This window comes from Streptosporangium heterodermiicola (genome assembly GCF_051390675.1).
Classification (GTDB): Bacteria; Actinomycetota; Actinomycetes; order Streptosporangiales; family Streptosporangiaceae; genus Streptosporangium.
Genome location: NZ_JBPJSR010000006.1, coordinates 308,434 through 332,547, shown reverse-complemented (window position 1 = coordinate 332,547; position 24,114 = coordinate 308,434). Strand labels below are relative to the sequence as shown.

28 protein-coding genes are annotated in these 24,114 nt (G+C 71.1%); 13 read left to right on the top strand and 15 right to left on the bottom strand.

Features of this window, described 5'->3' with window-relative positions; translation table 11 throughout:
* The first annotated feature begins 40 nt into the window (after positions 1-40).
* From ACSC1Q_RS16365 to ACSC1Q_RS16345, 5 genes are all read left to right on the top strand, one after another.
* Positions 41-1,159, top strand: a complete 1,119-nt coding sequence (locus ACSC1Q_RS16365) for an ABC transporter ATP-binding protein (protein WP_436759551.1) — start codon at positions 41-43, stop codon at positions 1,157-1,159.
* A 2-nt stretch (positions 1,160-1,161) separates the two neighbouring features.
* Positions 1,162-1,959, top strand: a complete 798-nt coding sequence (locus ACSC1Q_RS16360; protein ID WP_436759615.1) for an ABC transporter permease — start codon at positions 1,162-1,164, stop codon at positions 1,957-1,959.
* A 118-nt stretch (positions 1,960-2,077) separates the two neighbouring features.
* A complete protein-coding gene (locus ACSC1Q_RS16355; RefSeq protein ID WP_436759550.1) occupies positions 2,078-3,244 on the top strand; it encodes a sensor histidine kinase in 1,167 nt (388 codons plus the stop codon).
* A gap of 85 nt (positions 3,245-3,329) precedes the next feature.
* Positions 3,330-3,923 (top strand): response regulator, encoded by a 594-nt coding sequence (locus ACSC1Q_RS16350; protein ID WP_436759549.1) that lies wholly within the window; start codon positions 3,330-3,332, stop codon positions 3,921-3,923.
* Positions 3,924-4,117: 194 nt separating this feature from the next.
* Positions 4,118-4,435 (top strand): STAS domain-containing protein, encoded by a 318-nt coding sequence (locus ACSC1Q_RS16345; RefSeq protein ID WP_436759548.1) that lies wholly within the window; start codon positions 4,118-4,120, stop codon positions 4,433-4,435.
* Positions 4,436-4,592: 157 nt separating this feature from the next.
* Here the strand turns inward: ACSC1Q_RS16345 and ACSC1Q_RS16340 are convergent, their stop codons facing one another.
* The 6 genes from ACSC1Q_RS16340 to ACSC1Q_RS16315 form a co-directional block, all read right to left on the bottom strand.
* A complete protein-coding gene (locus ACSC1Q_RS16340; RefSeq protein ID WP_436759547.1) occupies positions 4,593-5,198 on the bottom strand; it encodes a TetR/AcrR family transcriptional regulator in 606 nt (201 codons plus the stop codon).
* Between the two features lie 281 nt (positions 5,199-5,479).
* The gene (locus ACSC1Q_RS16335) at positions 5,480-6,103 is read right to left on the bottom strand and encodes a response regulator (protein ID WP_436759546.1); all 624 of its coding nucleotides are present in this window, start codon (positions 6,101-6,103) and stop codon (positions 5,480-5,482) included.
* A 3-nt stretch (positions 6,104-6,106) separates the two neighbouring features.
* Positions 6,107-7,468 (bottom strand): sensor histidine kinase, encoded by a 1,362-nt coding sequence (locus tag ACSC1Q_RS16330; RefSeq protein ID WP_436759545.1) that lies wholly within the window; start codon positions 7,466-7,468, stop codon positions 6,107-6,109.
* Positions 7,426-8,268 carry an ABC transporter permease gene (locus ACSC1Q_RS16325; RefSeq protein WP_436759544.1) on the bottom strand — a complete coding sequence of 281 codons (843 nt, stop codon included), beginning with the start codon at positions 8,266-8,268 and terminating at the stop codon, positions 7,426-7,428. Before ACSC1Q_RS16325 ends, ACSC1Q_RS16330 begins: the two co-directional genes overlap by 43 nt.
* 46 nt (positions 8,269-8,314) lie before the next feature.
* On the bottom strand, positions 8,315-9,157 hold the full coding sequence (locus tag ACSC1Q_RS16320; RefSeq protein ID WP_436759543.1) for an ABC transporter ATP-binding protein: 843 nt from the start codon (positions 9,155-9,157) through the stop codon (positions 8,315-8,317).
* Between the two features lie 86 nt (positions 9,158-9,243).
* Positions 9,244-9,729, bottom strand: coding sequence for an ATP-binding protein (locus ACSC1Q_RS16315; protein ID WP_436759542.1), 486 nt, complete (start codon positions 9,727-9,729; stop codon positions 9,244-9,246).
* 321 nt (positions 9,730-10,050) lie between these two features.
* On the opposite strand from ACSC1Q_RS16315, the gene ACSC1Q_RS16310 reads away from it, so the two are divergent.
* On the top strand, positions 10,051-10,917 hold the full coding sequence (locus tag ACSC1Q_RS16310; protein ID WP_436759541.1) for a helix-turn-helix domain-containing protein: 867 nt from the start codon (positions 10,051-10,053) through the stop codon (positions 10,915-10,917).
* Between the two features lie 26 nt (positions 10,918-10,943).
* Positions 10,944-11,168, top strand: coding sequence for a DUF397 domain-containing protein (locus tag ACSC1Q_RS16305; protein ID WP_389922591.1), 225 nt, complete (start codon positions 10,944-10,946; stop codon positions 11,166-11,168).
* A gap of 27 nt (positions 11,169-11,195) precedes the next feature.
* Here ACSC1Q_RS16305 and nucS read toward each other — a convergent pair whose 3' ends face one another.
* The 5 genes from nucS to ACSC1Q_RS16280 form a co-directional block, all read right to left on the bottom strand.
* Positions 11,196-11,855 carry an endonuclease NucS gene (nucS, locus tag ACSC1Q_RS16300; protein WP_436759540.1) on the bottom strand — a complete coding sequence of 220 codons (660 nt, stop codon included), beginning with the start codon at positions 11,853-11,855 and terminating at the stop codon, positions 11,196-11,198.
* Positions 11,856-11,981: 126 nt separating this feature from the next.
* Positions 11,982-13,136, bottom strand: a complete 1,155-nt coding sequence (locus ACSC1Q_RS16295) for an ABC transporter permease (RefSeq protein ID WP_436759539.1) — start codon at positions 13,134-13,136, stop codon at positions 11,982-11,984.
* Positions 13,133-14,011, bottom strand: a complete 879-nt coding sequence (locus ACSC1Q_RS16290) for an ABC transporter ATP-binding protein (RefSeq protein ID WP_436759538.1) — start codon at positions 14,009-14,011, stop codon at positions 13,133-13,135. The genes ACSC1Q_RS16295 and ACSC1Q_RS16290 overlap by 4 nt, the downstream gene beginning before the upstream one ends.
* On the bottom strand, positions 14,008-14,439 hold the full coding sequence (locus tag ACSC1Q_RS16285) for a winged helix-turn-helix domain-containing protein (RefSeq protein WP_436759537.1): 432 nt from the start codon (positions 14,437-14,439) through the stop codon (positions 14,008-14,010). Before ACSC1Q_RS16285 ends, ACSC1Q_RS16290 begins: the two co-directional genes overlap by 4 nt.
* Positions 14,436-14,876, bottom strand: a complete 441-nt coding sequence (locus ACSC1Q_RS16280) for a hypothetical protein (protein WP_436759536.1) — start codon at positions 14,874-14,876, stop codon at positions 14,436-14,438. The genes ACSC1Q_RS16285 and ACSC1Q_RS16280 overlap by 4 nt, the downstream gene beginning before the upstream one ends.
* Before the next feature lie 235 nt (positions 14,877-15,111).
* On the opposite strand from ACSC1Q_RS16280, the gene ACSC1Q_RS16275 reads away from it, so the two are divergent.
* The 4 genes from ACSC1Q_RS16275 (at position 15,112) to ACSC1Q_RS16260 (ending at position 17,348) form a co-directional block, all read left to right on the top strand.
* The gene (locus tag ACSC1Q_RS16275; RefSeq protein ID WP_350973539.1) at positions 15,112-15,432 is read left to right on the top strand and encodes an Rv1322 family protein; all 321 of its coding nucleotides are present in this window, start codon (positions 15,112-15,114) and stop codon (positions 15,430-15,432) included.
* A gap of 95 nt (positions 15,433-15,527) precedes the next feature.
* Positions 15,528-16,241: an alpha/beta hydrolase gene (locus tag ACSC1Q_RS16270; protein ID WP_436759535.1), complete on the top strand. Its 714-nt coding sequence runs from the start codon at positions 15,528-15,530 to the stop codon at positions 16,239-16,241.
* A 148-nt stretch (positions 16,242-16,389) separates the two neighbouring features.
* Complete coding sequence (locus ACSC1Q_RS16265) at positions 16,390-17,181, top strand: alpha/beta fold hydrolase (protein ID WP_436759534.1); 792 nt, start codon at positions 16,390-16,392, stop codon at positions 17,179-17,181.
* Positions 17,178-17,348 (top strand): hypothetical protein, encoded by a 171-nt coding sequence (locus tag ACSC1Q_RS16260; protein ID WP_436759533.1) that lies wholly within the window; start codon positions 17,178-17,180, stop codon positions 17,346-17,348. The genes ACSC1Q_RS16265 and ACSC1Q_RS16260 overlap by 4 nt, the downstream gene beginning before the upstream one ends.
* Positions 17,349-17,411: 63 nt before the next feature.
* Here ACSC1Q_RS16260 and ACSC1Q_RS16255 read toward each other — a convergent pair whose 3' ends face one another.
* On the bottom strand, positions 17,412-18,695 hold the full coding sequence (locus ACSC1Q_RS16255; protein WP_436759532.1) for a DivIVA domain-containing protein: 1,284 nt from the start codon (positions 18,693-18,695) through the stop codon (positions 17,412-17,414).
* Between the two features lie 157 nt (positions 18,696-18,852).
* Complete coding sequence (gene mce / locus ACSC1Q_RS16250; protein ID WP_436759531.1) at positions 18,853-19,314, bottom strand: methylmalonyl-CoA epimerase; 462 nt, start codon at positions 19,312-19,314, stop codon at positions 18,853-18,855.
* Positions 19,315-19,397: 83 nt separating this feature from the next.
* Between mce and ACSC1Q_RS16245 the strand changes: the two genes are divergently transcribed.
* Complete coding sequence (locus tag ACSC1Q_RS16245) at positions 19,398-20,585, top strand: acetyl-CoA C-acetyltransferase (protein ID WP_436759530.1); 1,188 nt, start codon at positions 19,398-19,400, stop codon at positions 20,583-20,585.
* A complete protein-coding gene (gene meaB, locus ACSC1Q_RS16240) occupies positions 20,582-21,526 on the top strand; it encodes a methylmalonyl Co-A mutase-associated GTPase MeaB (protein WP_436759529.1) in 945 nt (314 codons plus the stop codon). The genes ACSC1Q_RS16245 and meaB overlap by 4 nt, the downstream gene beginning before the upstream one ends.
* A gap of 168 nt (positions 21,527-21,694) precedes the next feature.
* Here the strand turns inward: meaB and ACSC1Q_RS16235 are convergent, their stop codons facing one another.
* A complete protein-coding gene (locus ACSC1Q_RS16235; protein WP_436759528.1) occupies positions 21,695-22,372 on the bottom strand; it encodes a DUF4230 domain-containing protein in 678 nt (225 codons plus the stop codon).
* 55 nt (positions 22,373-22,427) lie between these two features.
* Positions 22,428-23,843 carry a hypothetical protein gene (locus ACSC1Q_RS16230; RefSeq protein ID WP_436759527.1) on the bottom strand — a complete coding sequence of 472 codons (1,416 nt, stop codon included), beginning with the start codon at positions 23,841-23,843 and terminating at the stop codon, positions 22,428-22,430.
* Positions 23,844-24,114: the final 271 nt, after the last annotated feature.

Here is a 24,114-nt window from a genome sequence, read left to right as displayed (position 1 = left end):
CGACTACCTGGCCGAACGCGGGACGACGACGATTGTCCCCATGAGAACACCACAGGTGACGGACCCTCCCGGCGCCGCCGCCGGCCTCGACGACGTGATCGAGGTCGGCGGGCTCCGGCAGGCGTACGGGGACTTCGAGGCGGTGCGCGGCGTCTCCTTCAGCGTTCCGAGGGGCGAGCTGTTCGCCCTGCTCGGCACGAACGGCGCCGGTAAGACCACCACCGTGGAGGTCCTGGAGGGCTTCCGGGCCCCCACGGGCGGCAGCGTCCGCGTGCTCGGGCTCGACCCGGTCGGGCAGCGCGGGAAGCTGCGGCCCCGGGTGGGGATCATGCTGCAGGAGGGCGGCTTCTTCGGTGACCTCACGGTCGCCGAGACCGTCGGCCTGTGGGAGGGGCTGAGCCGGGACGCGGGCCGCGCGGGGGCCTCGGCCGGACCCTCGGGAGGCCGGCGCGGGGGCACGGGCTCGCGGACCACGGACGCGCTGGAGGCGGCGGGGCTGGGCAGGAAGGCCAAGACCAGGGTGCGGCAGCTCTCCGGCGGCCAGCGGCGCAGGCTCGACCTCGCGCTGGCGGTGATCTCCCGGCCGGAGGTGCTCTTCCTGGACGAGCCGACCACCGGCATGGACCCCGAGGCGCGGCGCGCCACCTGGAAGGTGATCGAGGACCTGCGGGCGGGCGGCACCACGGTGCTGCTCACCACCCACTACCTGGAGGAGGCCGAGCGCCTCGCCAACCGGCTGGCGATCATGCACGAGGGCCGGATCCACCTCCAGGGCACCGTCGAGGAGGTGGTGTCCGGGTCGGGCGACCGGATCTCCTTCCGCCTCCCCGGCATCTCCTGGGCCTTCGGCGACCTTCCCTCGCTGGACGGCGTGGCCCCCGTGCTGACCTACGGCGGCGACACAGAGGTCGCGTACACACTGACCGGCGCTCAGGCCGAGGCTCGTGCGCACGCGGCGGTACGGCAGCTCATGGCCTGGGCCGACGCGCGGGACGAGATCCTGGAGCGGCTGGCCGTACGCCGGGGGACCCTGGAGGACGCCTTCATGCGCGTGGCCGGGGAGGCACTCGCGGACGGGGAGGGGACCGGAGCGGGCGCGGTGATTCAAGGGGCCGGCGGCGGGCCGGTGGCGGCGGGACCGGCGAGAAGGGGCGAGTGACGATGAGAACCGACGTGCTGCACGCGATCAGGCTCGCGAGGCTCGACCTGACCCTGGTGGGCAGGAACACCACGGTCCTGTTCAACGTGCTTCTGCTGCCGATCCTGATGGCCTGGGTGTACACCCAGGCCGTCGGCGCCGAGAGGATCGACGGCGTGGCCGGGAGGCTCTTCGTGCTGACCGGGCTGCCGGGGTTGATCCTGGTGTTCGCGGTCTTCATCAACCTGGTGAACTCCTTCACCGCCCGGCGCGAGGAACTGGTGCTCAAGCGGCTGCGCGCGGGCCAGCCCTCGGGGCCCGCGATCCTCGGCGGCAGCGCGCTCGGGGCGCTCGCGCTCTATCTCGCCCAGGTGGCGCTCCTGGCTGTCTGGATCCAGCGCGCCGAGGGGGCCACGGTGGCCAACGTGCCGATGCTCGTGACCGTCGCCGTGCTGGGGGTCGCGCTGTTCTGCCTGCTCGCCGCCGCCTTCTCCGGCCTCACGCCGAACGCGGAACTCGCCCAGGTCACGGTGCTGCCGGTGCTCCTGGTCGTACTGGTCGGCGCTCCGGTCGCCTTCCCCGCCGACACGCTGCCCGGAGTGCTGGGCGGCGTCTCCGCCCTGCTCCCGGCGACCCCGGTCGTGGAGATCGCGCGCACCGCCTTCCTGGGCGGGGACCACATCTCCGGGGGAGGGGCGGCGCTGAGCGTGGGCGGGCAGTGGGTGGCCGCGCTGCCCTCCTTCGGGATCCTGCTGGGCTGGCTCGTGGTCGCCGGGCTGCTGGCCCGGTGGTTGTTCCGCTGGGAACCCCGGCACGGATAACGTTCATAGCGAAATGTCATCTGATAACGGCGAAAAAGGGATGAGGCGCCTCGCGCGCCTCATCCCCTCCGGGTTTCCCCGGAGGAAGCGGCGGTCTCCCGTCCAGCGGCTCCGCCGGATGACCATCCTCTCCCTGAGCATGGGCCTCGTCCTGGCCTGGATCGGCCCCCTCGGCTCGCTGGGAACCGTGGGCGAGCAGTCCCGGCTCCCGCTGCTGGCCGTCGGGGTGCCGGGCCTGGTGATCTTCAGCGTCCTGTACGTGAGGATCCTCCAGGCGGCCGTGGCCGGGACCGGCGCGAGAGGCGAGATCGTCGCCTCGGCCGTGGTGGCGGTGATCCTCATGCTGACCCAGGACGGCGAACCCTGGTCGTGGGGACTGCTCGGCCCGGCCTGGGCGTCGGGTGCCGCGCTGCTGCTGAGCAGGTCCGCCACGGTCGTCGTCACCGTCGCGACGGTCGTCGTCAGCCTGCTTCTCGCGCCTCCGATCGCCGATTCCGCGTTCGCCAACACGTTCCTGGCGCCGTACCAGAGCGTCTTTCCCTCCATCGGCGCCTACGTCGGGGTGGCCGTGGCGGCGTCGTGGGCGAACCGGTTCCAGCTCTGGTTCTGGCAGGTGGTGAGGGACGCGGAGGAGGGCAGGGAGGCGCAGGCCAGGCTGGCCGTCACCGAGGAGCGGCTGCGTTTCTCCCGCGACCTGCACGACCTGGTCGGGCACAGCCTCTCCGCGATCGCCGTCAAGAGCGAGGTTGCCGCGAAACTCTCGGGGGTGGACGCCGCGCGGGCGGCCGGGGAGATGGACGAGGTACGGGCCCTGGCGCGGCAGACGCTCAGGGAGATCCGCGCGGCGGTGCGCGGCTACCGTACGGTCGACCTCGTCGCCGAACTGCGCGCGATGACCGCGGTGCTGGAGGCCGGAGGCATCCGCTGCAGGCTGGAGACGCCGCGCGACCAGGTCCCCGAGGGGGCGTCCACCCTGCTGGCCTGGGTGGTCAGGGAGGGCACCACCAACGTGCTGCGGCACAGCTCCGCCACCGAGTGCCGCATCGCGATCACCGTCCACGAGGGGTGCGCCGTGCTGACGATGACGAACGACGGGGTGAAGAGGGCGGGTGCGGTGAACGGAGCGTTCGGGACGGACGGGGCGGACGGGGCGGACAGCCGGGGCGGGACCGGCCTTCTCGGGTTGTCGGAGCGGGTCGCCGCCATCGGCGGGACCGTCACGGCGGGTCCCGGCGGGCCCGGGGAGTTCAGGCTGCGGGCGACGATTCCGCTGGGGGGAGAATGACGATCCATACGGTGACCTCGGTGCCGGGCCGTCCGGCGGGGGCGGGCGGTCAGGCCGGGGCGAGCGGTCCGGCCGGGGCGGCGCGGTGATCCGGGTGTTGCTGGCCGACGACGAGCACCTGGTCAGGAAGGCGATCGCCACCCTGCTCGGCCTGGAGCCGGACATCCAGGTGGTGGCCGAGGTGGCCAGGGGAGACCTGGTGGCGGCGGCCGTGCTGGAGCACCGGCCCGACGTGGTCGTGCTGGACATCGAGATGCCGGGAATGGACGGGCTGAGCGTCGCCGAGACGCTGCCGGGCCACGCGGTGCTGATGCTGACCAGTTTCGGGCGGCCGGGACACCTGAGGCGGGCACTCGCGGCCGGGGTGCGCGGCTTCATCCCCAAGGACGCCTCCGCCGACGAGCTGGCGACGGCGATCCGCAAGGTCCACGCGGGCGGGCGCTATCTCGACCCCGAGATGGCCGCCTCGGCGATGATGGCGGGGGAGAGCCCTCTCACCGAACGTGAGCGCGGAGCCCTGGCACTGGCCGCACAGGGGGCCTCGGTCGCCGAGATCGCCGCCGCGCTCAACCTCACCCAGGGCACCGTCCGCAACTACCTGTCCAGCGCCATCACCAAGCTGGGCGCGACCAACCGGATCACCGCGATCCGGTCGGCTCAACAAAAAGGTTGGCTTTAAACCGCGTTTTCTCACTTGATTCGGGCAAGGGACTCACATGTTCGCCAGAAAGTTGGCCTCGGGACCGAGGGAGGTTCGCACCTTCTTGTACGTTTTGACATCGCATGAATGCGGTGCGTGATCGGACGGCTGTGGTGACGCACCGCCGTTGTGCCGGGCCGATGCCCTTCGGCGGCCGGGCGTGAGGAGGAGGCATGCGCGTCCCTGGTAACCACCGGGCCCAGGTGGTCGGCGTCGGGAATCGTCTCGACGCCGGAACCGTGTCCCGGGTGCGCCCACGGCTGCACGAGGCGGTCGACTCCGGGCGCGGCGACCTGATCGTAGATCTTTCCAGGCTGGAAATGATCGATGCCACCGGCCTCGGGGTGCTGGTGGGCACGCATCGCCGTGCCGTGGGCGCGGAACGCCGCCTCATCCTGAGGGGGGTGCCGCCGAGGGTCATGCGGGTGCTGGCGGTGACCCGGCTCAACCGGGTCCTCGCCGTCGAGCTTCCCATGGCCGCGGTGGCCTGATCCGGGGTCGAGCTCCCGTGACTTCGGAGGCTTGATCCGGAGTCGAGTCCCGTGGCCGCGGTTGCCTGATCCGGAAACCCGTCCGGGGCCGGGACGACGGGCGCCGGAACACGCCTGAGGACGGGCCCGGCAGGCCCGTCCTCGCCTCCCGCCGGCATCAGGTCACGAAGGACCTGTGGAAGATGTGCGTGGCGGTGTCGATCAGCTTGCCGACCGGAGGCGGATCGTCGGCCAGGACCCACTCGATGAGCAGTTCCTGGATCGCTCCGATCATGCCCAGCGCGAGAAGGCGCTGGTTGGCCTTCGTGACCTCCGGCAGGTCGGCGACGTTCGACTCGATCGTCTTGATGAAGGCCTCGACGGCCGACTGTCTGGAGGTGGTGAGGCAGTCGCCCGCCCGGCGTACCTCCAGATGCATGATCCGCGCGCGGCGCCTGTCGCCGGTGACGAAGCTGATGTAGCTGGTGACCCCCGTCTTGACCCGGGAGGCCAGGGTGTCGGGGGCCTGGTCGATGGCTTTCGTCATCGACTCCAGCGTCTCGTGAACGCACCGGTCGTACACGGTCTGCATCAGCTCGTCGCGACCCGAGAAACACTCGTAGAAGGCGCGGTTGGAGATGCGTGCCGCGGCGCACAGTCTCTCGATCGTCGTTTCCGGGAATCCGGGGTCGGCGTAAAGGTCGTACGCCGCGGAGATCAGGCGCTCCCGGCGTTCGGCCAGTCGCTCCTCCGCCGACATTCCCCGGTAGGACCGTCCATTCATGTCAAGCTCCCGCAGGTCAGCGCGAGGTTGACAGATACTCGCTTTATCACTTCCACCTCATGGTTCTGGCCCCCGGAATCAACCATTATGGGTGCAAGATCCTTTTTGCGGAAGGGCCGTTGTATTATTGCTTACATCCGTGGTGCAAGAAGGTGACAAGTCTGAGTAGCCGGTCAAGGTCCCTCCGTTCGTACGAACGGGGTGTGGCCATTCCGGGAGGAGCGGGAAAACCCGGTTCCGGCTCGCGTCCGCCCATGAGGGCGCCGGCCCCGGGCCGGTGGTCAGCGGGTGAGCAGGCCCCGGTCCAGGGCCGTGGTCACGGCGGCGGTGCGGTCGGAGACACCGAGCTTGCCGAATACGCGCAGCAGGTGGGTCTTCACCGTGGTCTCGCCGATGAACAGGCTCCTGCCGATCTCCGCGTTGGTCAGCCCCCTGGCCACCAGGGAGAGCACCTCCGTCTCGCGTGGCGACAGCGACTCCGCCACCGGAGCCCGCATCCTGGTGACCAGCCTGGTCGCCACCGACGGCGACAGCACGGTCTCCCCGCGCGCCGCCGAGCGGATCGCGGCCAGCAGGTCGGCTCTTGAGGTGTCCTTCAGCAGATAGCCCGCCGCACCGGCCTCGACCGCCCGTACGATGTCGGCGTCGGTCTCGTAGGTGGTGAGCACGATCACCCGGCTCTCCGGCCGCCCGATGAGGATGCGCGAGGTGGCGCTCACCCCGTCCCCGCCCGGCATGCGCAGGTCCATCAGGATCACGTCCGGCGCGAGCTCCCCGGCCCGCACGACGGCCTCGTCCCCGGACGACGCCTCGCCCACCACCGTGATCCCGGGGTCGGCCTCCAGCATGCCCCGAAGGCCCTCCCGGACCACCGGGTGATCGTCGACGATCATCACGCGAAGCATGTGTCACACCCTCTGGGCGGGCTGGTCGGTTCGGCCGGCCGGGCCGCCGGGGGCGTCGGACGGGTCCGAGGGATCGTCGGCGGGGAGGGGGAGCCGGTCGGCGGTGACGCCGGTCGGGTCCGGGAGGTCGTCGGTGGGGAGGGGGAGCCGGTCGGTGGGGACGACCACCTCAAGGACCGTCCCCTCGCCGGGCGGCCCCGCCACCGTGAGGGTCCCGCCGACCTGCTCCACGCGGGCGCGCATGCCCCGCAGGCCGTACCCCTCGCCGCCGGACGGCTCGAAACCGCGTCCGTCGTCGCGTACCTCCAGCCGCACGGAGCCGTCCCGGTAGGCGATCGAGACCGTGACGGATCTCGCGGCCGCGTGCTTGCGTACGTTGGCCAGGCCCTCCTGGGCGGCGCGGACGAGTACCACCTCGATCGGCGCGCTCAGCGGCCGGGACTCCCCGCGCGCCTCGAACCCGCCGGACAGGCCCGTCTCCTCGCCGAGCCGGTTCGTCAGCCGCCGCAGCGCCTCGTCCAGGGTCGAGCCGTCCAGCGGCGCCGGGCTCAGCGTGGTGACCAGCAGACGGGCCTCGGTCAGGTTCTCCCGCGCCGTCTGGATGGCCAGCGCCAGGTGGCGGGACGGGTCCGGCTGCGCCTCGGCCGCCTGGATCAGCATGATGATGCTGGTGAAGCCCTGCGCCAGGGTGTCGTGGATCTCCCCGGCGAGCCGCTCGCGCTCGGCCTGGGCCCCGCGCTCGGCCGAGAGCCTGGACACCTCGGCCCGGCTGCTCTCCAGCTCCTCGATGAGCGCGGCCCGCTCCTCGCTCTGCCGGGTGATCCGCTCGATCCAGACGCCGAAGATGGTGGAGAAGAAGATGACGATGGTGGTGACCATCACGAAGTTGAACAGATCCGGATTCTCGGCCAGGAACAGGTAGCGGATCGTCGGGGAGAGGTTCAGCGCGACCACGGCGACCATCGCCCGCCTGGCGGGGAAGACCATGAAGCACTGCGGGCAGAGCCCGAACAGCGCGAACGTCGCGTACGGCGCGACGAGCCCCGGGGCGGCGAACAGCGCGATCAGCAGGGCGATGTAGACCGCCCCTCGCGGCCGGTCCTCGCCGAGGATCGCCGGGCGGCCCAGCAGGACGTAGAGCGGCAGGATCGCGAGCAGGCAGCCCGTCACGATCACCTTCTCGCGTACGGGCACGTCGATGCTGAGCGCGGTCCAGGTGGGCAGGAGAACCGCGATGACCAGGAGCACCTCCCAGCCCCACAGCGACTCCCAGGCATGGGCACCGGCCCCCCGGGCGGGGAGCTCGGTGTGGTCGGCGGAGTTCACCCGTCGCGGCGGCTCTTCCAGCGGAACGTCATCAGGCACAGCACCAGTCCTCCGACCGCCCAGGCTCCCAGAACCAGGGCGACCCGGTCGAGTTCATATGATTTCGCGACCTCAAGCGTGACACCGGCGTCCCCCAGGAAGACCGACCGGAACCCCTGGCACATCCACTTGAGCGGGAAGACCGAGGCGATGTTCACCAGCCAGGACGGCAGCTGCCCGATGGGGATGAACACCCCGGAGACGAACTGCAGCACCACGAACGGCATCGCGATCACCGCGCTGGCGCTCTTGGCCGACCTGGGCAGGCCGCTGATCGCGACCCCGAGCAGGGACGAGCCGATCACGCCGAGCACGAACACCCAGGTGAAGGTGACCCATCGGGACGCCTCCGACGGCAGTTCCAGGCCGAACAGCGTGACCCCGATGGCCAGCAGGATGACGACCTGGAGGAAGGAGACGAACAGGGTGTTGAGGGCTTTGCCGATGAAGTAGGAGGTACGGGGCAGCGGGGTGCCCGCCAGCCGTTTGAGGGTGCCGTCGTCGCGGTCCATCGCGACGTTGATGCCGAGGTTCTGGAACCCGGTCATCGTGGCGGTCCCGATCAGCCCGGCCACGTAGAGCTGGGAGACGGTGAGGCCGGTGCCCTCCATCTCGCCGGCGAAGATCGAGCCGAAGAGCACCAGCATGACGATCGGGAGGGCGAAGGTGAAGATCACCGCGTCCCGCTCGCGGAAGAACATCCTGTTCTCGATGACCATCCGTGACAGCCCCAGTCGTGTCACGGAGGGTTGCCCGGGCCTGACGGCCGGGGCGGAGGGTCGGGCAAGGGTCTGGCTCATCTGGTCGGTCACCTCGGGGGATCGGTTGCTGTTCGGACGGGGACGATCAGGCGGGGGTCTCGATGAGGCGGAGGTAGACGTCCTCCAGGGTGGGACGGGTCACGGCCAGCTCGGGGACCTCGCCGCCGAAGCGGGCGGTCAGCTCCAGGACCGTCGTGGTCGGCGTGTCCGTCTCCAGGGAGCGGCGCTCACCCGCGTCCGACCAGCTCACCACGGCCTTGGCGGTGGCCCTGCCGCCCAGGGTCTTGGGCTCGCCCTCGGCCGCGATCCGCCCCCCGGCGACCACGGCCACCCGGTGGGCCAGCGCCTCGGCCTCGTCCAGGTAGTGGGTGGTCAGCACGATCGTGGTGCCGCCACGGGCCAGGCCCTGGATCAGCTCCCAGAACCGCCTGCGGGCCTCCGGGTCGAACCCGGTGGTCGGCTCGTCCAGGAAGAGCAGCTCCGGGTCGCCGATCACCCCCAGCGCGACGTCCACCCGGCGCCGCTGGCCGCCCGAGAGCTTCCGGATGCGCTGGTCCGCCTTCTCCGTGAGCCCGACCTGTTCGATCACCTCGTCCGGGTCCTTGCCTCCCGGGTAGTAGCCCGCGAAGTGCCGCACGGTCTCCCGTACGGTCGCCTCGGCCGCGTCGTTGGCCGTCTGCAGCACGACGCCGATCCGCGAACGCCACGCGCGGGTGGGCCTGCCGGGGTCGACGCCCAGGACGCTGACCTCCCCGGCGTCCCTGCTGCGGTGCCCCTCCAGGATCTCCACCGTGGTGGACTTCCCGGCCCCGTTCGGGCCCAGGATCGCGAACACCTCGCCCGCGTGGATGTCGAGATCGATCCCCCCGACGGCCTGGACGTCGCCGTAGCGCTTGGTCAGGCCTCTCACTCTTACCGCTGTGTCCATGTCCCAAGCGTCGCGTTCACGGGATTCGCGCGGCACCAACGTTCGATGGAACCCCGTGTCCACCGAACGGAGGACACGCGGTTTCGTCATTCCCCGGTGTACGACCTCGGGACGGGTCTCCCGCTCCCGGACGCGTGGTCGGGATCACCCTCGATCACGCACCAGACGACCTTGCCGCCGGTGATCGGCCACCGGTAGCCCCAGCTACGGCACATCAGCTCGACGAGCAGCAGGCCGCGCCCGCTCTCGTCGTCGTCGGACGGGGTCTTCGGGATGGGCGGTGTGCGGTCGCCGTCCCACACCTCGATGACGACGTACGGGCCGGTCCGGTACATGCCGATCGTCACCAGGTCGGGCGAGAGCATGGCCTTCTCGTGGGAGACGGTGATGTCGCCCGTCGCCTTGACGGCGTTCGTGACCAGCTCGGAGGCGATCAGCTCGGCGGTGTCCAGCAGGTCCCGCCGTTCCCAGCCGATCAGTGTCCGGCGTACGTGCATGCGCGCGAGGAAAGCGGCGCCGGGGTGTACGCAGAGCTCTAGGCGGTTCTGTCGTCGCATCGTGAGGTCGACCATCCGGATTCCTCTGGTGGCGGCGCGTCCGGTGGCGTTTCTCGTGCCGACCGGTGTCGTCGGGCTGACGGACGCGTGGTTCACGGGGCGCGACCGGCGAGGAAGACCCTCCTGCTTCGCTCACCGGCCGCGCGCTCTTGAACGCGGCGACTTCCCCCACCCGTAATCGAAACGTTGCTGAGAGTAGTTCGATATGGGCGTGCGCCGCGTTGGTTGGTGCGAGCATGGCCAGTGTTGCGGCTGTGGTTGCTTTTTGGCAACTGCCACAGGGCAACTCACTTAAAATTATTTCCCGCCCGCGATCGCCTGCCACACTGTGGCCCCATGGAAGAGGTGCCGATGTCCACCCGCCGCTACAGCCCCACCGTCCGCCGTCGTCGGCTCGCCTCCGAGCTGCGCCGCCTCCGGGAGGAACGCGGGCTCACTATCGACCAGGTCGCGGCCGAGATCGACTGGCACGCCACGAAACTCAGCCGCTTCGAGACGGGCCGCCGCGCGATCCAGCCGAGCGACGTCCGCGCCCTGATCGCCGTCTACGACGTACGGGCACCGGAATCCGACCGGCTCCTGACACTCGCCCGCGAGGCGCGGCAGCGCGGGTGGTGGCACACGTACGGCGAGGCGGTGCCCGACTGGTTCGAGGCGTACGTGGGACTGGAGTCCGAGGCGACGTCGCTGCGGGTGTACGAGGCCGAGTTCGTGCCCGGCCTGCTCCAGACGGAGGGCTACATCCGCGCGGTATATCGGGCCGGGCTGATCGGTGACGAGGACATCGAGAAGCGGATAGCCGTCCGCCTGGCGCGGCAGCAGCTCCTCACCGGTCCCGAGGCGCCGCATCTGTGGGCGGTCGTCAACGAGGCGGCCATCCGCCGCATGGTGGGCGGGCCGGAGACGATGCGGGAGCAGCTTCTGCGGCTGGTCGAGACCAGCGAGCTGCGCAACGTGACGCTGCAGGTCCTGCCGTTCTCGGTCGGCGCGCACGCCGCGATGGACGGCCCGTTCCACGTGCTGGGTTTCGGGTCGGGTGACCCCGATGTGGTGTACATCGAGTACACCACCGGCACCCTGTATTTGGAGAAGACTCCAGAAGTCGAGCGGTATACGCTGATGTTTGACCATTTGCGCGCAGCCGCACTGCCTGTAGAGGCTTCAAGAACTCTCATCGCGAAAATCGCGGCCGAGCTTGAGTAGTGACCGCCGGGGGAAGGGACGCGGGGATGTCCGTCAACGATCAGCCTGTAGACCTGTCGGGCGCCGAGTGGCGCAAGAGCGCTCGCAGTAACAGCCAGGGTGGTGCCTGCGTCGAGGTGGCGCGGAATCTGCCCGGTGTCATCGCCGTCCGCGACAGCAAGAACCCGAACGGCCCCGCCCTGGTCTTCACGCCCGCGGAGTGGTCGGCGTTCCTGGGTGGGGTGCTGGACGGCGAGTTCGGCACGCCGTAGCGACTGTCGGACTCCGTTTTGGGGCCGTCAGAAGAGGGTGTCGTTGCGTTCGATGCCGCGCAGTTCGTCGTAGTCGAGGGTGACACAGCGGATGCCGCGGTCCTCGGCCAGGGTCTTGGCCTGGGGGGCGATGCTCTGAGCGGCGAGGATTCCGGCGACCGGGGCGAGCAGGGGGTCGCGGTTCATCAGCTCCAGATAGCGGGTGAGCTGCTCCACCGCGTCGATGTTCCCGCGGCGCTTGAGCTCCACGGCGACGGAGGCGCCCGTGTTGTCGCGGCAGAGGATGTCGACGGGGCCGATGGCCGTCATGTACTCGCGGCGGACGAGCGTCCAGCCCGCGCCCAGGGTGGTGATGTGCTCGGCGAGCAGCTCCTGCAGGTGGGCCTCGACGCCGTCCTTGATCAGGCCCGGGTCCACGCCCAGCTCGTGGCTGGTGTCGTGGATGATCTCCTCCATGGTGAGGACGAGCTTCTCGCCGGTCTTGCCGTGGGTCACCGTCCAGGTGCCCTCCTCCTCGCGGAGCTTGCACGGCGGGTTCATCCAGTTGAGCGGCTTGAAGGCCCGGTCGTCGGCGTGGATGGAGACGCTGCTGTCGGCCTTGATGAGGATGAGCCGAGGCGCCATCGGGAGATGGGCGGTGAGCTTCCCGACGTAATCCACGCTGCACCGCGCTATGACCAGACGCATGACCGAACCCTATCGGCCGGACGGGGCCCGGATCCCCGCGATCCGTCCAGACGCTCCAGCGGTGGCCCGGTGGGAGGAGACGTGGCTCCCCGGGCCGTACAAAGCCAGGGGAGCATGCCGTGAAGGTCAGCGCATCGCCTCGGAGAGCTTCACGCGGGCGCCGGTGCGCAGGACCGCGCGGCTGTAGATGCGCGCGCCGAGCACGAGGGTGCCCGCCGTCGCCAGCAGCATCAGGACGGCCGCCACGGCGATCTCCCAGAGGAGCACCTCGCCCCCGGCCATCCTGACCGGCATGACCATCGAGGAGAACGGCGGCACCAGCGACAGGATCCTGGCCACCGGGCTGTTCGGCTGGACCGCCGCGAAGTAGGCGACCAGGTAGGCGACCATCATGAGCATCGTCATCGGGGTCAGGACGCTGTTCGCGTCCTCCTGCCGGGACACCAGCGACCCGAGCGCCGCCGCCATCGCGGCGAAGAAGGCGTACCCGAGGACGAACCAGAACAGGGCGCTCACCACGATGCCCGCCATCCCCGGGGGCAGGTCGGCCGCGAGGCCGGTCGCCGCCGCCGCGCCGAGACCGGCGACGATGATCACGACCATGTTGGCCAGCGCGAGCGCGCCCAGTCCAACGATCTTGCCGCCGAGCAGCTGCCAGGGCCGGACCGAGGTGAGCAGGATCTCCACGATCCGACTGCCCTTCTCCTCGACCACGCCCATGGCGACGTACATGGAGGAGTAGATGAGCAGGAAGAACAGCACCATGACGAGCAGGGACGCGATGCCCACCCGCACGCCCGCGTAACGGGCGTCGGCGCCGACGGAGACCTGTTCCAGCGGGGCGACCCGCATGGCGGCGGCCACCTTGGCCGGGTCCAGGCCCGCCTCGGACAGCTGCCGCTGGGTCTGGGCGGTCTGGTTCGCGGTCTCCAGCAGCAGGCCGAGCTCGCCGCCCACCTCGCCGTCGGCGAGCACCCTGCGGCCGTCCACCACGGCGGCGTCCACGTCGCCCGCGCTGACCGCGCCGCTCGCGGAGGTCTCGTCGGGGAACTCCCTGACGGTGAGCTTCACGTCCTTCGCCGCGGCGGTCAGGGCCGGTGCCAGCGCCTGCGACTGCGCCCCGGCGAGTCCAACGGTGTAGGAGTCGGGCCCGGAGAAGAGCCTGGGCAGGAACGCCAGGGCCGCGACCAGGACGGCGCTGACCACGAGCCCGATGACGAACGCCTTCGTACGGCCGCGCGTGACGATCTCTCGCCGCGCGACCAGCCACAACCCGTTCACGCGACGGCCTCCCTGAAGATCTCGGTGAGTGTGGGGCGCCGCCAGCCGAAGTGCTCGACCCTTCCGGCCTTGACCGCGAGGTGCAGGATCTCCTGGCCGTCGCCGTCGACGCCCGCTACGAGGACCTCGTCGCCCTTCTCGGTGACCTCTCCCGGCAGGGACGCGGCCCAGCCGGGGGAGGCGTCCCTGACGACGACCCTGAGCAGGCCGCGTCCCTCCCGGTCGCGCAGCTCCTCGACCGTGCCGCTGGCCACCACGCGGCCCGCGGAGATGATGCCGACCGAGTCGCAGAGCCGCTCGACGAGGTCCAGCTGGTGGCTGGAGAAGAGCACCGGCACGCCCGCGGCGCACCGCTCGGCGAGCACCCCGGCCAGCGCGTCGACGGCGAGCGGGTCGAGCCCGGAGAAGGGCTCGTCCAGGATGAGCGCCTCCGGGTCGTGCACCAGCGCCACCGCGAGCTGCACGCGCTGCTGGTTGCCCAGGGAGAGCGCGTCCACCGCGTCGTTCGCGCGCTCGGTGAGCGAGAGCCGTTCGAGCAGCTCGCCGGTGGCCTTCCTCGCCCCGGCCGAGGTCAGGCCGCTGAGCCTGCCGAAGTACTCGACCTGCTCGAAGACCCGCATCTTCTGGTAGAGGCCGCGCTCCTCCGGCATGTAGCCGAACCGGCGCCTGTCGTCGAACGTCAGGGCCTTGCCGTCGCGGCGCACGGAGCCCGAGTCGGCGGTGAGCACGCCCATCAGGATCCGCATCGTGGTGGTCTTGCCCGCGCCGTTCGCGCCGACGAAGCCGAACATCTCGCCGGGCCTCACGGAGAACGTCACGCCGTCCAGGGCGACCTTGTCGCCGTACCGTTTGTGCAGGTCGTCTATCTCGATCATTGGGGGGATCCCTCGGTGAGGCGCCTCAACACGGAGACGTAGTCATGGAACGCCCGGCGGCCCTCGTCGGTCATGGCCAGCCAGGTGCGTGGACGCTTACCCACGAAGGCCTTCTCCACGTGCACGTAGCCGGCCTCCTCCAGGGTGATGACGTGCTTGGAGAGCAGCGAGTCGCTGACCTCGATCGTGTCGCGCAGGAAGCGGAACTCGGCCTTGTCGGTGGCCGACAGGGCGGCCATGATCGACAGCCGGACGGGCGCGTGGATGACGTCGTCGAGGGCGTGCCGTGGGTGTGAGCCCGCGCCGCGCGCCGCGCCCCCGGCGCCCCCGGCGGCCCCGGCGCTCCCCGCGCCACGTACCGCCCTGCTCGTACCGGTGCTTGTGGGGCCCGTCTCTTCCGCGTCTTCCGTGCCGTTCGTCTCGCTCACCGCTCCACCCGCAGCACACGCCATGCCGCGTAGAAGAGGGGGACGCCCGTGCAGGCCGCCAGCGCGATCAGCGCCGCGCTCCAGCCACCGCCCGGGGCGTCGGGGAGGAGGAACATGCCGAACACGAACACTACGACGACCAGGACGACGTACGAGACCGTCACGGGGCCCGTGGGCCTGTTGACCCGGGTGACCTCCGGGTCCTGAGTCCTCATGCCGCCGAGGTAGCCGACGAACAGGACGGTCAGGGTGATCCACGCGACCCCGGCCACGGCCCTGGACCAGGCGGGACCGAGGAACATGACGGGCCAGTAGACGATCGTGCCCAGGCCGACGATCGCGTAGAGCAGGCCGACGACGCGCGCCGGTCGCCGGGTGCGCCGGCCGACTTCGCCGATCCGCCGCAGGGCCTCCTCGGGTGACAGCTCCTCCTTCATGTCCCCTCCTCCGCTCATGTGCTCAAACGGTACTTGTTACTCAACTCTCGTTCAAGTACTTTCTGTCCGCTCTTTGGCTAGCGCCTCGGATTTTGGGGTAGCCCGTACCTCTCTGGGAGACTGTTGCGATGCCGGGACGGTGGTTCGCCATGTGGGGCGGGCCTGGTGGGCAGGGTGGGAGAGCGATGACGAGCACTTGTGAGGCGGCGGGGGCCCGGGGTCTCCGGGACCTGCCGTGAGCCCCCGCAAGGCCCGCCGCGCCGACCCCTTCGACCGCGGCGGCAACCGGGGACACGCCCGTCCCGTCGGCGGCTCCGTGCCCGGCGTCGACCGTACCGAGGAGTGGCCCGACGGCGACTGGCAGGTACGCCGGGTCACCGGTGGCGCGGCGGACAAGGTCTACCGCTGCCCCGGCTGCGACCAGGAGATCAGACCCGGCCTGCCGCACCTGGTCAGCTGGCCCGCCTGGCAGGGCGGAGAGGACGAGCGCAGGCACTGGCACACCGCGTGCTGGCGCAACCGGGTCAGGCGCGGTCCCGGCCGAAGCAGATACTGACCGACCGGCCACGACCTGCACGACTGGCCACGACCTGCACGACTGGCCACGACCGGCGCTGACGCCGACCGGCCGAAGCGGATTCGAGGAGACACATGGAGATTCGGGCCTCTACGGTGCTGCCCGCGCGCAGGGAGCCGATCGAGCTGCACACCGGCGACGGCCTGACGCTCGTCGGCGAGCTGGCCCTTCCCGCCGACCGGCCCCCGGTGGCCACGCTGGTCTGCCTGCACCCGCTGCCCACCCACGGCGGCATGATGGACAGCCACGTCTACAAGAAGGCGGCCAACCGGCTGCCCGCCCTCGCCGACCTCGCCGTGCTGCGGTTCAACACGCGCGGCACCACCTCGGACCGGGGCACCTCCCAGGGCGCCTTCGGCGGGGGAGAGGACGAGCGGATGGACGTCGCCGCCGCCCTGGAGTACGCCGACTTCCACGACCTGCCCCGGGTCTGGCTGCTCGGCTGGTCCTTCGGCACCGAGCTGGCGCTCAAGTGGGGCCGCGACCCGCTGGTGGAGGGCGCGATCCTGCTCTCCCCGCCGCTGCACCGGGCCACCGACGCCGACCTCGACGCGTGGGCGGAGTTCGGGCGGCCGCTGACCGCGATGGTCCCGGAGTTCGACGACTACCTGCGTCCCGAGCAGGCCCGCGAGCGCTTCGCCAGGGTGCCCCAGGCCGAGGTCGTCGGGGTGGACGACGCCAAGCACCTGTGGGTGGGCGAGCCGTACGTGCGCGTCGTCCTCGACCGGATCGTCCTGCGGGTGAATCCGGCCGCCCACCCCCTGCCCACCGAGGTCCCGGACGCCTAGGAGCCTGTCCGGTTCGGACCCCTCACGGGATCCTCGTCGCCGTATCGCCGGGCGGGTCCCGTTCACCGGCGGCGGAGTTACCACAACGTCATCAACGGTTGTGGAACCGGGGGTGTCAGGAGAGGGCCCCGGGAATACGGTGGACGGCGTGCAGCTGTACACACGGTCGGCTGGAGAAGGGCTTCCGGTCGTCCTCCTTCACGCGTTCCCCCTCTCCTCGGCCATGTGGCTGGCCCAGCGGGAGGGGCTGTCCGCGGTCTGCAAGGTCATCACCCCCGATCTGCGCGGCTTCGGCGGCTCGGTGCTGGGCGAGGACGAGCCCTCCCTCGACGTGATGGCCGACGACGTCGTACGCCTGCTGGACCGTGAGGGCCTGGACCGCGCGGTCGTCGGCGGGCTGTCCATGGGCGGCTACGTGACGATGGCCCTGTGCCGCCGCCACCCCGACCGGCTGCTGGGGGTGATCCTCGCCGACACCAAGGCGGGGGCCGACCCGGAGGCCGCCAGGTCCAACCGCGAGCGGATCGCCGCCGAGGTGCTGGAGGAGGGCACGTCCGTCCTGCTGCGGGAGGTGCTCCCCGGGCTGGTCGGGCAGACCACCGTGCGGCGCAGGGCGATGGTGTTCGGGCGGGTGCGCGGGCTGGTCCAGTCGGCCCCGCCGACGGCCGTCGCCTGGGCGCAGCGGGCGATGGCGGGCCGCCCCGACTCCTTCGACACGCTGCGGGCGCTCAAGACGCCCGTCCTGGTGATCGTGGGCGAGGAGGACGAGATCGCCTCGCCCGCCGAGGCGGGCGCGATGGTCGAGGCCGTGCCCGACGGGCGGCTCGCCGTGATCGAGAAGGCCGGTCACCTCAGCGCGATCGAGCAGCCCGAGGCGTTCAACCGCGCGGTGTCCGGCTTCGTCGCCGAGCTCGCCGGAGGGTCACCGCCTCGCGGGTGAGCGGTGCGATCGTCGCGGCCTGGGGGCGGGCGAGCCCGTACGACGGCGTGCGGCCCGTACGACAGCGGGCGGCGGGGAGAGACGGCGCGACCCGGATGGTGGGGAGAGACCAGGACAGGAAAGACAAGAAGGACAAGAAGGACAAGAAAAGAGCCTGGCGACCGTGAAGGTCGCCAGGCTCTTTCGTAGCCGTTTCTCAGCCGTCACCAACGCCCCGAGTCAGTGGCCGCCTACTCCTGCCACCACTCCGCGTCGTCGTCCTTCGCCTCGGCCCTGGCGGGCGCGGGAACCGGCTTCTCGGCGCCGTTGGTGGCGGCGGGGATGGCCGGCTTCGGCGGTGCCGCGGCGATCGCGGGCTCCGGCTCGGCGGCCGGGAGCGGCGCGCCACCGAGCAGCTGGCGCAGCTGCGCGAGGTGGCTGGTGATGCTGTCGCGCTGACGGGTCAGCTCGTCGACCTGGCGCTGGGCGACCGAGCGGCTGCGCTCGGACTCGGCCTTCGCCTCGGAGACGATGGACTCGGCGCTCGACTTGGCCTCGGACACGACCTGGTCGGCGTTCTTGCGCGCGTTGGCCAGCAGCTGCTTGGCGTGCGTGTCGGCCTCGCGGCGGGTCTGCTCGGCCTGCTGCGTGGCCTTGGTGGCCCGCTGCTCGGCGGTGGCCGCCCGCTGCTCGGCGGTGGCCGTCAGCTGCTGGGCCGCGGCCTGCGCGTTGGCGTGGCGCTCGGCCTCCTGGCGCTCGGCCTCCTCGCGCCTGGCGGCGAGCTGGATCTCGAACTCCGCCTCGTCCTGGGCCCGCTTGGCCTCGGACTCCTCAAGCACCCGCTGGGCCTGGGCGCGCATCTCGTCGGCCTGGCGCTTGGCGGTGGTGAGGACCTCGTCGCGCTCACGCTTGGTCGAGGCGCGCAGCTGGGCCACCTCGCGCTCGGTGGTGGTGCGCAGCTTGGCGATCTCGCGCTCGGAGTCGGCGCGCTTCTCGGCCACCTCGTGGTCGGCGGTGGCCCGCAGCTTGGAGACCTCGCGCTCGGTGGTGGCGGTCAGCTCGTCGGCCTCGCGGCGGGCGGTCGAGCGGATCTCCTCGGCCTCGCGCTCCGCGCTGGTGCGCATCTCGTCGACCTCGCGGGTGGCGAGGGCGCGCTTCTCGGCCGCCTCGTTCTCGGCGGCGGCGCGCAGGTCGGCGGCCTCGACCTTGGACGCCGCCTTGATCTCGTTCGCCTCGGACCTGGCGGCCTGGACCAGCTCGGTCGCCTGCTCCTCCGCCAGGCGGAGCAGTTGCTCGATGCGGGCGCCGAGCCCCGAGTAGGTGGGGCGCTCCTGCTCCTGAAGCTGGCGCTGGGAGTCGGACAGATCCCGCTGCAGGCCCTGAACCTGCTCCCGGGACTGCCGGAGCTCGCCGTCGAGCTGCTTCAGGTGGTCGTGGACCTGGTGCCGGTCATAGCCACGGAGCACCACGTCGAATTCCCGAGCGGGGGCGTCTTCAAAGAAATTGTTGAGCTGGGCGTCGATGTCGGACTGCATGGAGGCTCGATCCTGGGTTGTCGAGACGGCTACACGGGCCGGACGGGGGTTTCAGGCATCCGAAGCGGGAGCCGGGGCGGGATCCACGTCCGGTGGTACGCCAGCGTACTCCGCCGGTGCCGAGTTGGCGGTCTCGTCCGGCTTTATGCGTGACTTGTTACGTATCAGCGTTTCTTGCATTCGGGGTGACCCCGGCTTGCCTTTCCGCGGCCTGTACGAGTTCGGTGAGCATTCCCCCGACGTCTTTGGGATGAAGAAAGGCGATCGAGGAGCCCAGGGAGCCGTGGCGCGGCTGCTTGTCGAGGAGACGGACACCCCGTTCGTCGATCTTCTCCAGGGCCCGCACGACATCGGGGACACCGAAGGCGACATGGTGAACGCCCTCACCGCGTTTCGCGAGGAATTTACCGACCGGCGTGTCGGGGCCGAGCGGTTCGAGGAGCTGGATATACGATCCACCACCCTCGCCGTCGGCGATGTGCAGCATGGCCTCCTTCACTCCCTGCTCGGTGTTCACCTCGCGGGCCACCACCGTGAGCTCGAAGATCCGCTCGAACAAAGCGATCTTCTCCTCAAGGTCGTGGCAGGCGATTCCCACATGATCGATGCGCATGAACATAGGGACATCCTCCATGGCGATCGCTGATGTACTCATGGGTATGGTGGCAAAGTCGCCCCAAGCCCGCCAGGGAGGCTCCAATTATGTCTGGTTCCGTCATCGTCGCCGGAGCTCGTACGCCCATCGGAAGACTGCTCGGCTCGCTGTCCGGCCTGTCGGCCGCCGATCTCGGCGGCATCGCGATCAAGGCCGCGCTGGAGCGTTCCGGCGTCGCCCCCGAGGCCGTGCAGTACGTGATCATGGGGCAGGTGCTCCAGGCGGGCGCCGGTCAGATCCCCTCCCGCCAGGCCGCCGTCAAGGCGGGCGTCCCGATGACCGTGCCGTCCCTGACGATCAACAAGGTCTGCCTCTCGGGCCTGGACGCCATCGCCCTGGCGGACCAGCTCATCCGCGCCGGCGAGTTCGACATCGTGGTCGCGGGCGGCATGGAGTCCATGTCGAACGCCCCGCACCTGCTGCCCGGCCTGCGCAGGGGCGTGAAGTACGGCTCCGCCGGCATCGTCGACTCGATGGCCTTCGACGGTCTCACCGACGCCTACGACCAGGTGGCCATGGGCGAGTCCACCGAGCGGCACAACGCGCGCCTCGGCCTCACCCGCGAGGAGCAGGACGCGTACTCCGCCCGCTCCCACGAGCTCGCCGCCGCCGCGATCAAGAACGGGACGCTCGACGACGAGATCGTGCCGGTGGCGATCCCGCAGCGCAAGGGCGAGCCGGTGGTCTTCTCCGCCGACGAGGGCGTGCGCGGCGACACCACCGCCGAGGTCCTGTCGCGGCTGCGCCCCGCGTTCACCGAGGACGGCACGATCACGGCGGGGTCGGCCTCGCAGATCTCCGACGGCGCCTGCGCGGTGGTCGTGATGTCCAGGGCGAAGGCCGAGGAGCTCGGCCTCGACTGGCTGGCCGAGATCGGCGCCCACGGCAACGTCGCCGGACCCGACAACTCGCTCCAGTCCCAGCCCGCCAACGCGATCAAGCACGCCCTCGGCAAGCAGGGCCTCTCCGCCGGCGACCTCGACCTGCTGGAGATCAACGAGGCCTTCGCGCAGGTCGTCCTCCAGTCGGCCAAGGAGCTCGGCGTCCCCCTCGACAGGATCAACGTCAACGGCGGCGGCATCGCCCTCGGCCACCCGATCGGCGCCTCCGGCGCACGCATCGTGCTCACCCTCGCCCACGAGCTCAGGCGCAGGGGCGGCGGCCTCGGCGCGGCCGGTCTCTGCGGCGGTGGCGGGCAGGGCGACGCCCTGATCGTCCGCGTCCCCTCGGCATGACCGCGGAGGTCTCCGACCTGGTCGCGATGGCCAGGGAGGGAAGGCCGCGGGCCGTGGCCCGGCTGATCTCCATGGTCGAGAACGGCTCCCCGCGGCTGCGGGAGATCACCGGCCTGCTCTGCGCGGACCGGCCGCACCGGGCCCGGATCATCGGGCTCACCGGCTCTCCCGGTGTCGGCAAGTCCACCTCGACCGGGATGCTGGTCCACGCGTTCCGCAAGCGGGACCTGCGGGTCGGCGTGCTCGCCGTCGACCCGTCCTCGCCGTTCACCGGCGGGGCGCTGCTGGGCGACCGGGTCCGGATGCAGGACCACGCCACCGACCCGGACGTGTTCATCAGGTCGATGGCGAGCCGGGGGCACCTGGGCGGGCTGTCGTGGGCCACGCCCCAGGCGCTGCGCGTCCTGGAGGCGGCCGGCTGCGAGGTCATCCTCGTCGAGACCGTCGGGGTCGGCCAGGCGGAGGTGGACATCGCCTCGATGGCCGACACCACCGTCGTGCTGCTCGCCCCCGGGATGGGCGACGGCATCCAGGCGGCCAAGGCGGGCATCCTGGAGATCGCCGACGTGTTCGTGGTGAACAAGGCCGACCGCGAGGGCACCCAGGCCACCGTCCGCGAGCTCCGCAACATGATCGCCCTGGTCGAGCGGCCCTGGAAACCGCCGATCGTGCAGACCGTGGCCTACCGGGGCGAGGGAGGCGAGGAGGTGGTCGACGCCCTTGGCGACCACCTGGCCTATCTGGAGGCGTCGGGCGAGCTCGTCCGGCGCCGCCACGCGAGGGTGAGGGACGAGATCGAGGCGATCGCCCTCACCACCCTGCGCTCCCGCTTCGCCCACCTGCACGGCGACCGGCGCCTCGACGCCCTCGCCACCCGCGTCCTGGACGCGGGCCTCGACCCCTACACCGCCGCCGACGAACTCCTGGCCGCCGCGGGCTGAGCGAGGCCCACGGGCCTCCGCCGCTGTTCATGTGTCCGGGCCCGTACGCCGCGGTGTCCGGGCCGCCGGTCTTCGTGGTGCCAGAACCTTCGTGGTGCCGGGGCCTTCGTGGTGCCGAGACGGTGCCCGGAGCGACGGTGCCCGAGCCGAACGCTCGGGCACCGTGGCTCAGGTCTCGTCGGCGAACTTGACGGTGACCTTCTCGAAGCCGAGGCCCTTCAGCAGGCCCTCAAGCATGATCTTGGTGTTCTGGTCGGCCCGGTTGCGCAGGTCGCTGGCCTGGGCGGCCTCGGCGATCTTCTTCTCGGCCAGCATGTAGAGCTCCCGCTGGTCGCCGGGGGAGGAGGACAGCAGATCCTCGACCCGGTCGAAGAGACCGCGCTGCTGGGCGTAGACGTAGGAGCGCTTGTTGTCGAGGTTCGGCTTCTCCAGCTGGGCGCGGGGCAGCCTCACCGTGACCTCGGTGCGGTCGGGGGAGACCGTGAGGGCGTTGCCGGCGATGCCGCCGAAGTCGACGTAGGCGTCGACGCCGCCGGCCCCGACGAAGAGCGTCCGGCTGCCCTTGACCGCGTCGGGCAGGAAGGCCGCGTCCTTCTCCAGGTCCACCACGACCTGGAAGTTGCCGGTGGCGGCCTCGAAACGGCTGAGGTTGTGGATGGACTCCAGCAGCACGGGCTGGCTGCGGTCGACCGTCTCCTCACCGAACGGGTTCAGCCACGACCAGGTGAGGCGGGCGCCCACGACAAGGAGGACCACGACGACGAGCAGCCCGGCGAGGAAACGCCAGCCGCGCCCGCGACGGGCCGTGTGGGGCGCCGCGGGCGGAGCTTCTTGGGAGGCTTTCACAGCGCTCTCCTTCCCCGGACGGTGACCTTCTCACGCGGAGCCTATGCCGATCTTCCTATCCCCGTGGCGAAGGGAGCGCGCCGCCTTCGGCGAAGGGGGCCCGCCAGGGGCCGCCCGGGACGCTCGCCCCCGGGGACGGGGTCCCGCCGGGTGCCTGGTGGACGGTGCCCGGCGGGGGCTCGGGGCCGGTCGAGGCGCCCCCGGCGCCCTGTCCGGCCTGTCCTGTCTGAGAGGTCTGTCCGGACTGGCCCCCGAAGTGACTGCTTTGTAGCCGGCAGCCGGTGAAGTCGGTGTAGTAGAGCCTGAGCCAGTCGCGCCGCTGCACGTCCGTGAGACCGGAGAACCACGCCGCGGCGTACCGGTGCTCGGGGAGCGGCCCGCCGGGCAGGGGCTCGCCGCGCAGCCACGCGGCCACGATGTCGCGGTAGCCCTCCGCGGGGGTGGCGTCGCACCGGGCGGCGAGGCCGTCGACGAACTCGTCGGCCGCCTTCTCGGCGAACCCGGCCGCCAGGTCGTCGACGTGGATCGCGATCACGCCCGCGGCGACCGGGGTGGTGTCGCGCCGGGGGTGCTGCTCCACCCGGGAGAACTCCCCGGGCGTCCCCGCCAGCCGGGACGCGATCTTGATGAACTCCGAGCCCAGGTCCGGCAGCCCGGCGCGCATCCCCGGGTGCACGCAGACCATGATCGGCCATTCCTGGCAGCTGTAGACGACCTGCTGGGCCGAGACCGGCTGCTGCTCGGTGAACAGCCGGGCCATGCCGGTCCCCGCGGCCAGCACCGCGATCAGCGCGGCGGCCAGCACCAGGGCCTGGCGGGTCACCACCGCCGCCCAGCCGAGCAGCAGCGCCGCGCTGATCCCCACCAGCCAGAGCGTCTGGTCGGTGAACGCCGCCGCGTTCAGCCCCTGGAACGGGTCGTACGGCTCCCGCGTCGCGGGGGCGAGCCGGTCGCCCCAGGCCGGCCCCTGGCACAGCCAGGTGAACAGGCTGTAGCAGCCGAGCCCGGCCAGGACCGGTGTGATCGTCCAGGGCAGCAGCCAGCCGATCACCCAGCCGATGACGACGTACAGCGCCAGCCCGGCCGCGCCCATCACCAGGCCGCTGGGCAGCAGCCGCCCGGCCTGCTCGGTGACCATGATCCTGACCGCCAGGACCACGACGGTGGCGGTGAACGCGCCTCCCGTCACCACCAGGATCGCGAGCGGCGCCCGCACCGCCTGCCACGGGGTCATCGACCGCCCGCGTGTCCCGCGCCGCCTGCGCACCGCCACCCAGGCGGCGAACGCGGCCGCCACCGGGCCGGTGAGCCGGAGCGAGCCGATCACCGCGACGACGATGTTCTCCCACGCGCTGACACCGGGAACCAGGACGCTCCACGCCGCGACCACCCCGAGCACGAGCAGGATGGCGACGGCCATCAACCCGCTCTGCTGGAGCTCCTCGCGTGAAACGCCCCTGTGCTCACGCACCGGCCGGCGTGGTGGTAACCCACGCCGTGTCGTCGTGGCCGAAGCCTGCCCGGCGTTCGAACGCCGTCGGATTGTCGTTCATCAAGCACCCCCCGTGCCGTGAATGTGCGGATGCCGGTCCCCTCGGCACCGGTCCGGCTCGCGTCCCCCGCAGGCCGGACTGAGTCATCGTGGCCACTTGGCCACGGCCTCACCATTCGATGTGGGAACCATAACGGAGCGTGACGTTTGGCGTCCGGCTTCTTGGTGAAGCCGTCAGTCCGGTGACTCT

Bases quoted from the DNA above. Each gene is read 5' to 3' on its own strand.
- ACSC1Q_RS16255 (WP_436759532.1), bottom strand. From the start codon at position 18,695: ATGCAGTCCGACATCGACGCCCAGCTCAACAATTTCTTTGAAGACGCC.
- meaB (WP_436759529.1), top strand. From the start codon at position 20,582: ATGACCGCGGAGGTCTCCGACCTGGTCGCGATGGCCAGGGAGGGAAGG.
- ACSC1Q_RS16280 (WP_436759536.1), bottom strand. From the start codon at position 14,876: ATGAAGGAGGAGCTGTCACCCGAGGAGGCCCTGCGGCGGATCGGCGAA.
- ACSC1Q_RS16320 (WP_436759543.1), bottom strand. From the start codon at position 9,157: ATGGACACAGCGGTAAGAGTGAGAGGCCTGACCAAGCGCTACGGCGAC.
- ACSC1Q_RS16290 (WP_436759538.1), bottom strand. From the start codon at position 14,011: ATGATCGAGATAGACGACCTGCACAAACGGTACGGCGACAAGGTCGCC.
- mce (WP_436759531.1), bottom strand. From the start codon at position 19,314: ATGTTCATGCGCATCGATCATGTGGGAATCGCCTGCCACGACCTTGAG.
- ACSC1Q_RS16335 (WP_436759546.1), bottom strand. From the start codon at position 6,103: ATGCTTCGCGTGATGATCGTCGACGATCACCCGGTGGTCCGGGAGGGC.
- ACSC1Q_RS16360 (WP_436759615.1), top strand. From the start codon at position 1,162: ATGAGAACCGACGTGCTGCACGCGATCAGGCTCGCGAGGCTCGACCTG.
- ACSC1Q_RS16270 (WP_436759535.1), top strand. From the start codon at position 15,528: ATGGAGATTCGGGCCTCTACGGTGCTGCCCGCGCGCAGGGAGCCGATC.
- ACSC1Q_RS16315 (WP_436759542.1), bottom strand. From the start codon at position 9,729: ATGGTCGACCTCACGATGCGACGACAGAACCGCCTAGAGCTCTGCGTA.
- nucS (WP_436759540.1), bottom strand. From the start codon at position 11,855: ATGCGTCTGGTCATAGCGCGGTGCAGCGTGGATTACGTCGGGAAGCTC.
- ACSC1Q_RS16355 (WP_436759550.1), top strand. From the start codon at position 2,078: ATGACCATCCTCTCCCTGAGCATGGGCCTCGTCCTGGCCTGGATCGGC.
- ACSC1Q_RS16365 (WP_436759551.1), top strand. From the start codon at position 41: ATGAGAACACCACAGGTGACGGACCCTCCCGGCGCCGCCGCCGGCCTC.
- ACSC1Q_RS16345 (WP_436759548.1), top strand. From the start codon at position 4,118: ATGCGCGTCCCTGGTAACCACCGGGCCCAGGTGGTCGGCGTCGGGAAT.
- ACSC1Q_RS16305 (WP_389922591.1), top strand. From the start codon at position 10,944: ATGTCCGTCAACGATCAGCCTGTAGACCTGTCGGGCGCCGAGTGGCGC.
- ACSC1Q_RS16340 (WP_436759547.1), bottom strand. From the start codon at position 5,198: ATGAATGGACGGTCCTACCGGGGAATGTCGGCGGAGGAGCGACTGGCC.
- ACSC1Q_RS16325 (WP_436759544.1), bottom strand. From the start codon at position 8,268: ATGAGCCAGACCCTTGCCCGACCCTCCGCCCCGGCCGTCAGGCCCGGG.
- ACSC1Q_RS16310 (WP_436759541.1), top strand. From the start codon at position 10,051: ATGGAAGAGGTGCCGATGTCCACCCGCCGCTACAGCCCCACCGTCCGC.
- ACSC1Q_RS16245 (WP_436759530.1), top strand. From the start codon at position 19,398: ATGTCTGGTTCCGTCATCGTCGCCGGAGCTCGTACGCCCATCGGAAGA.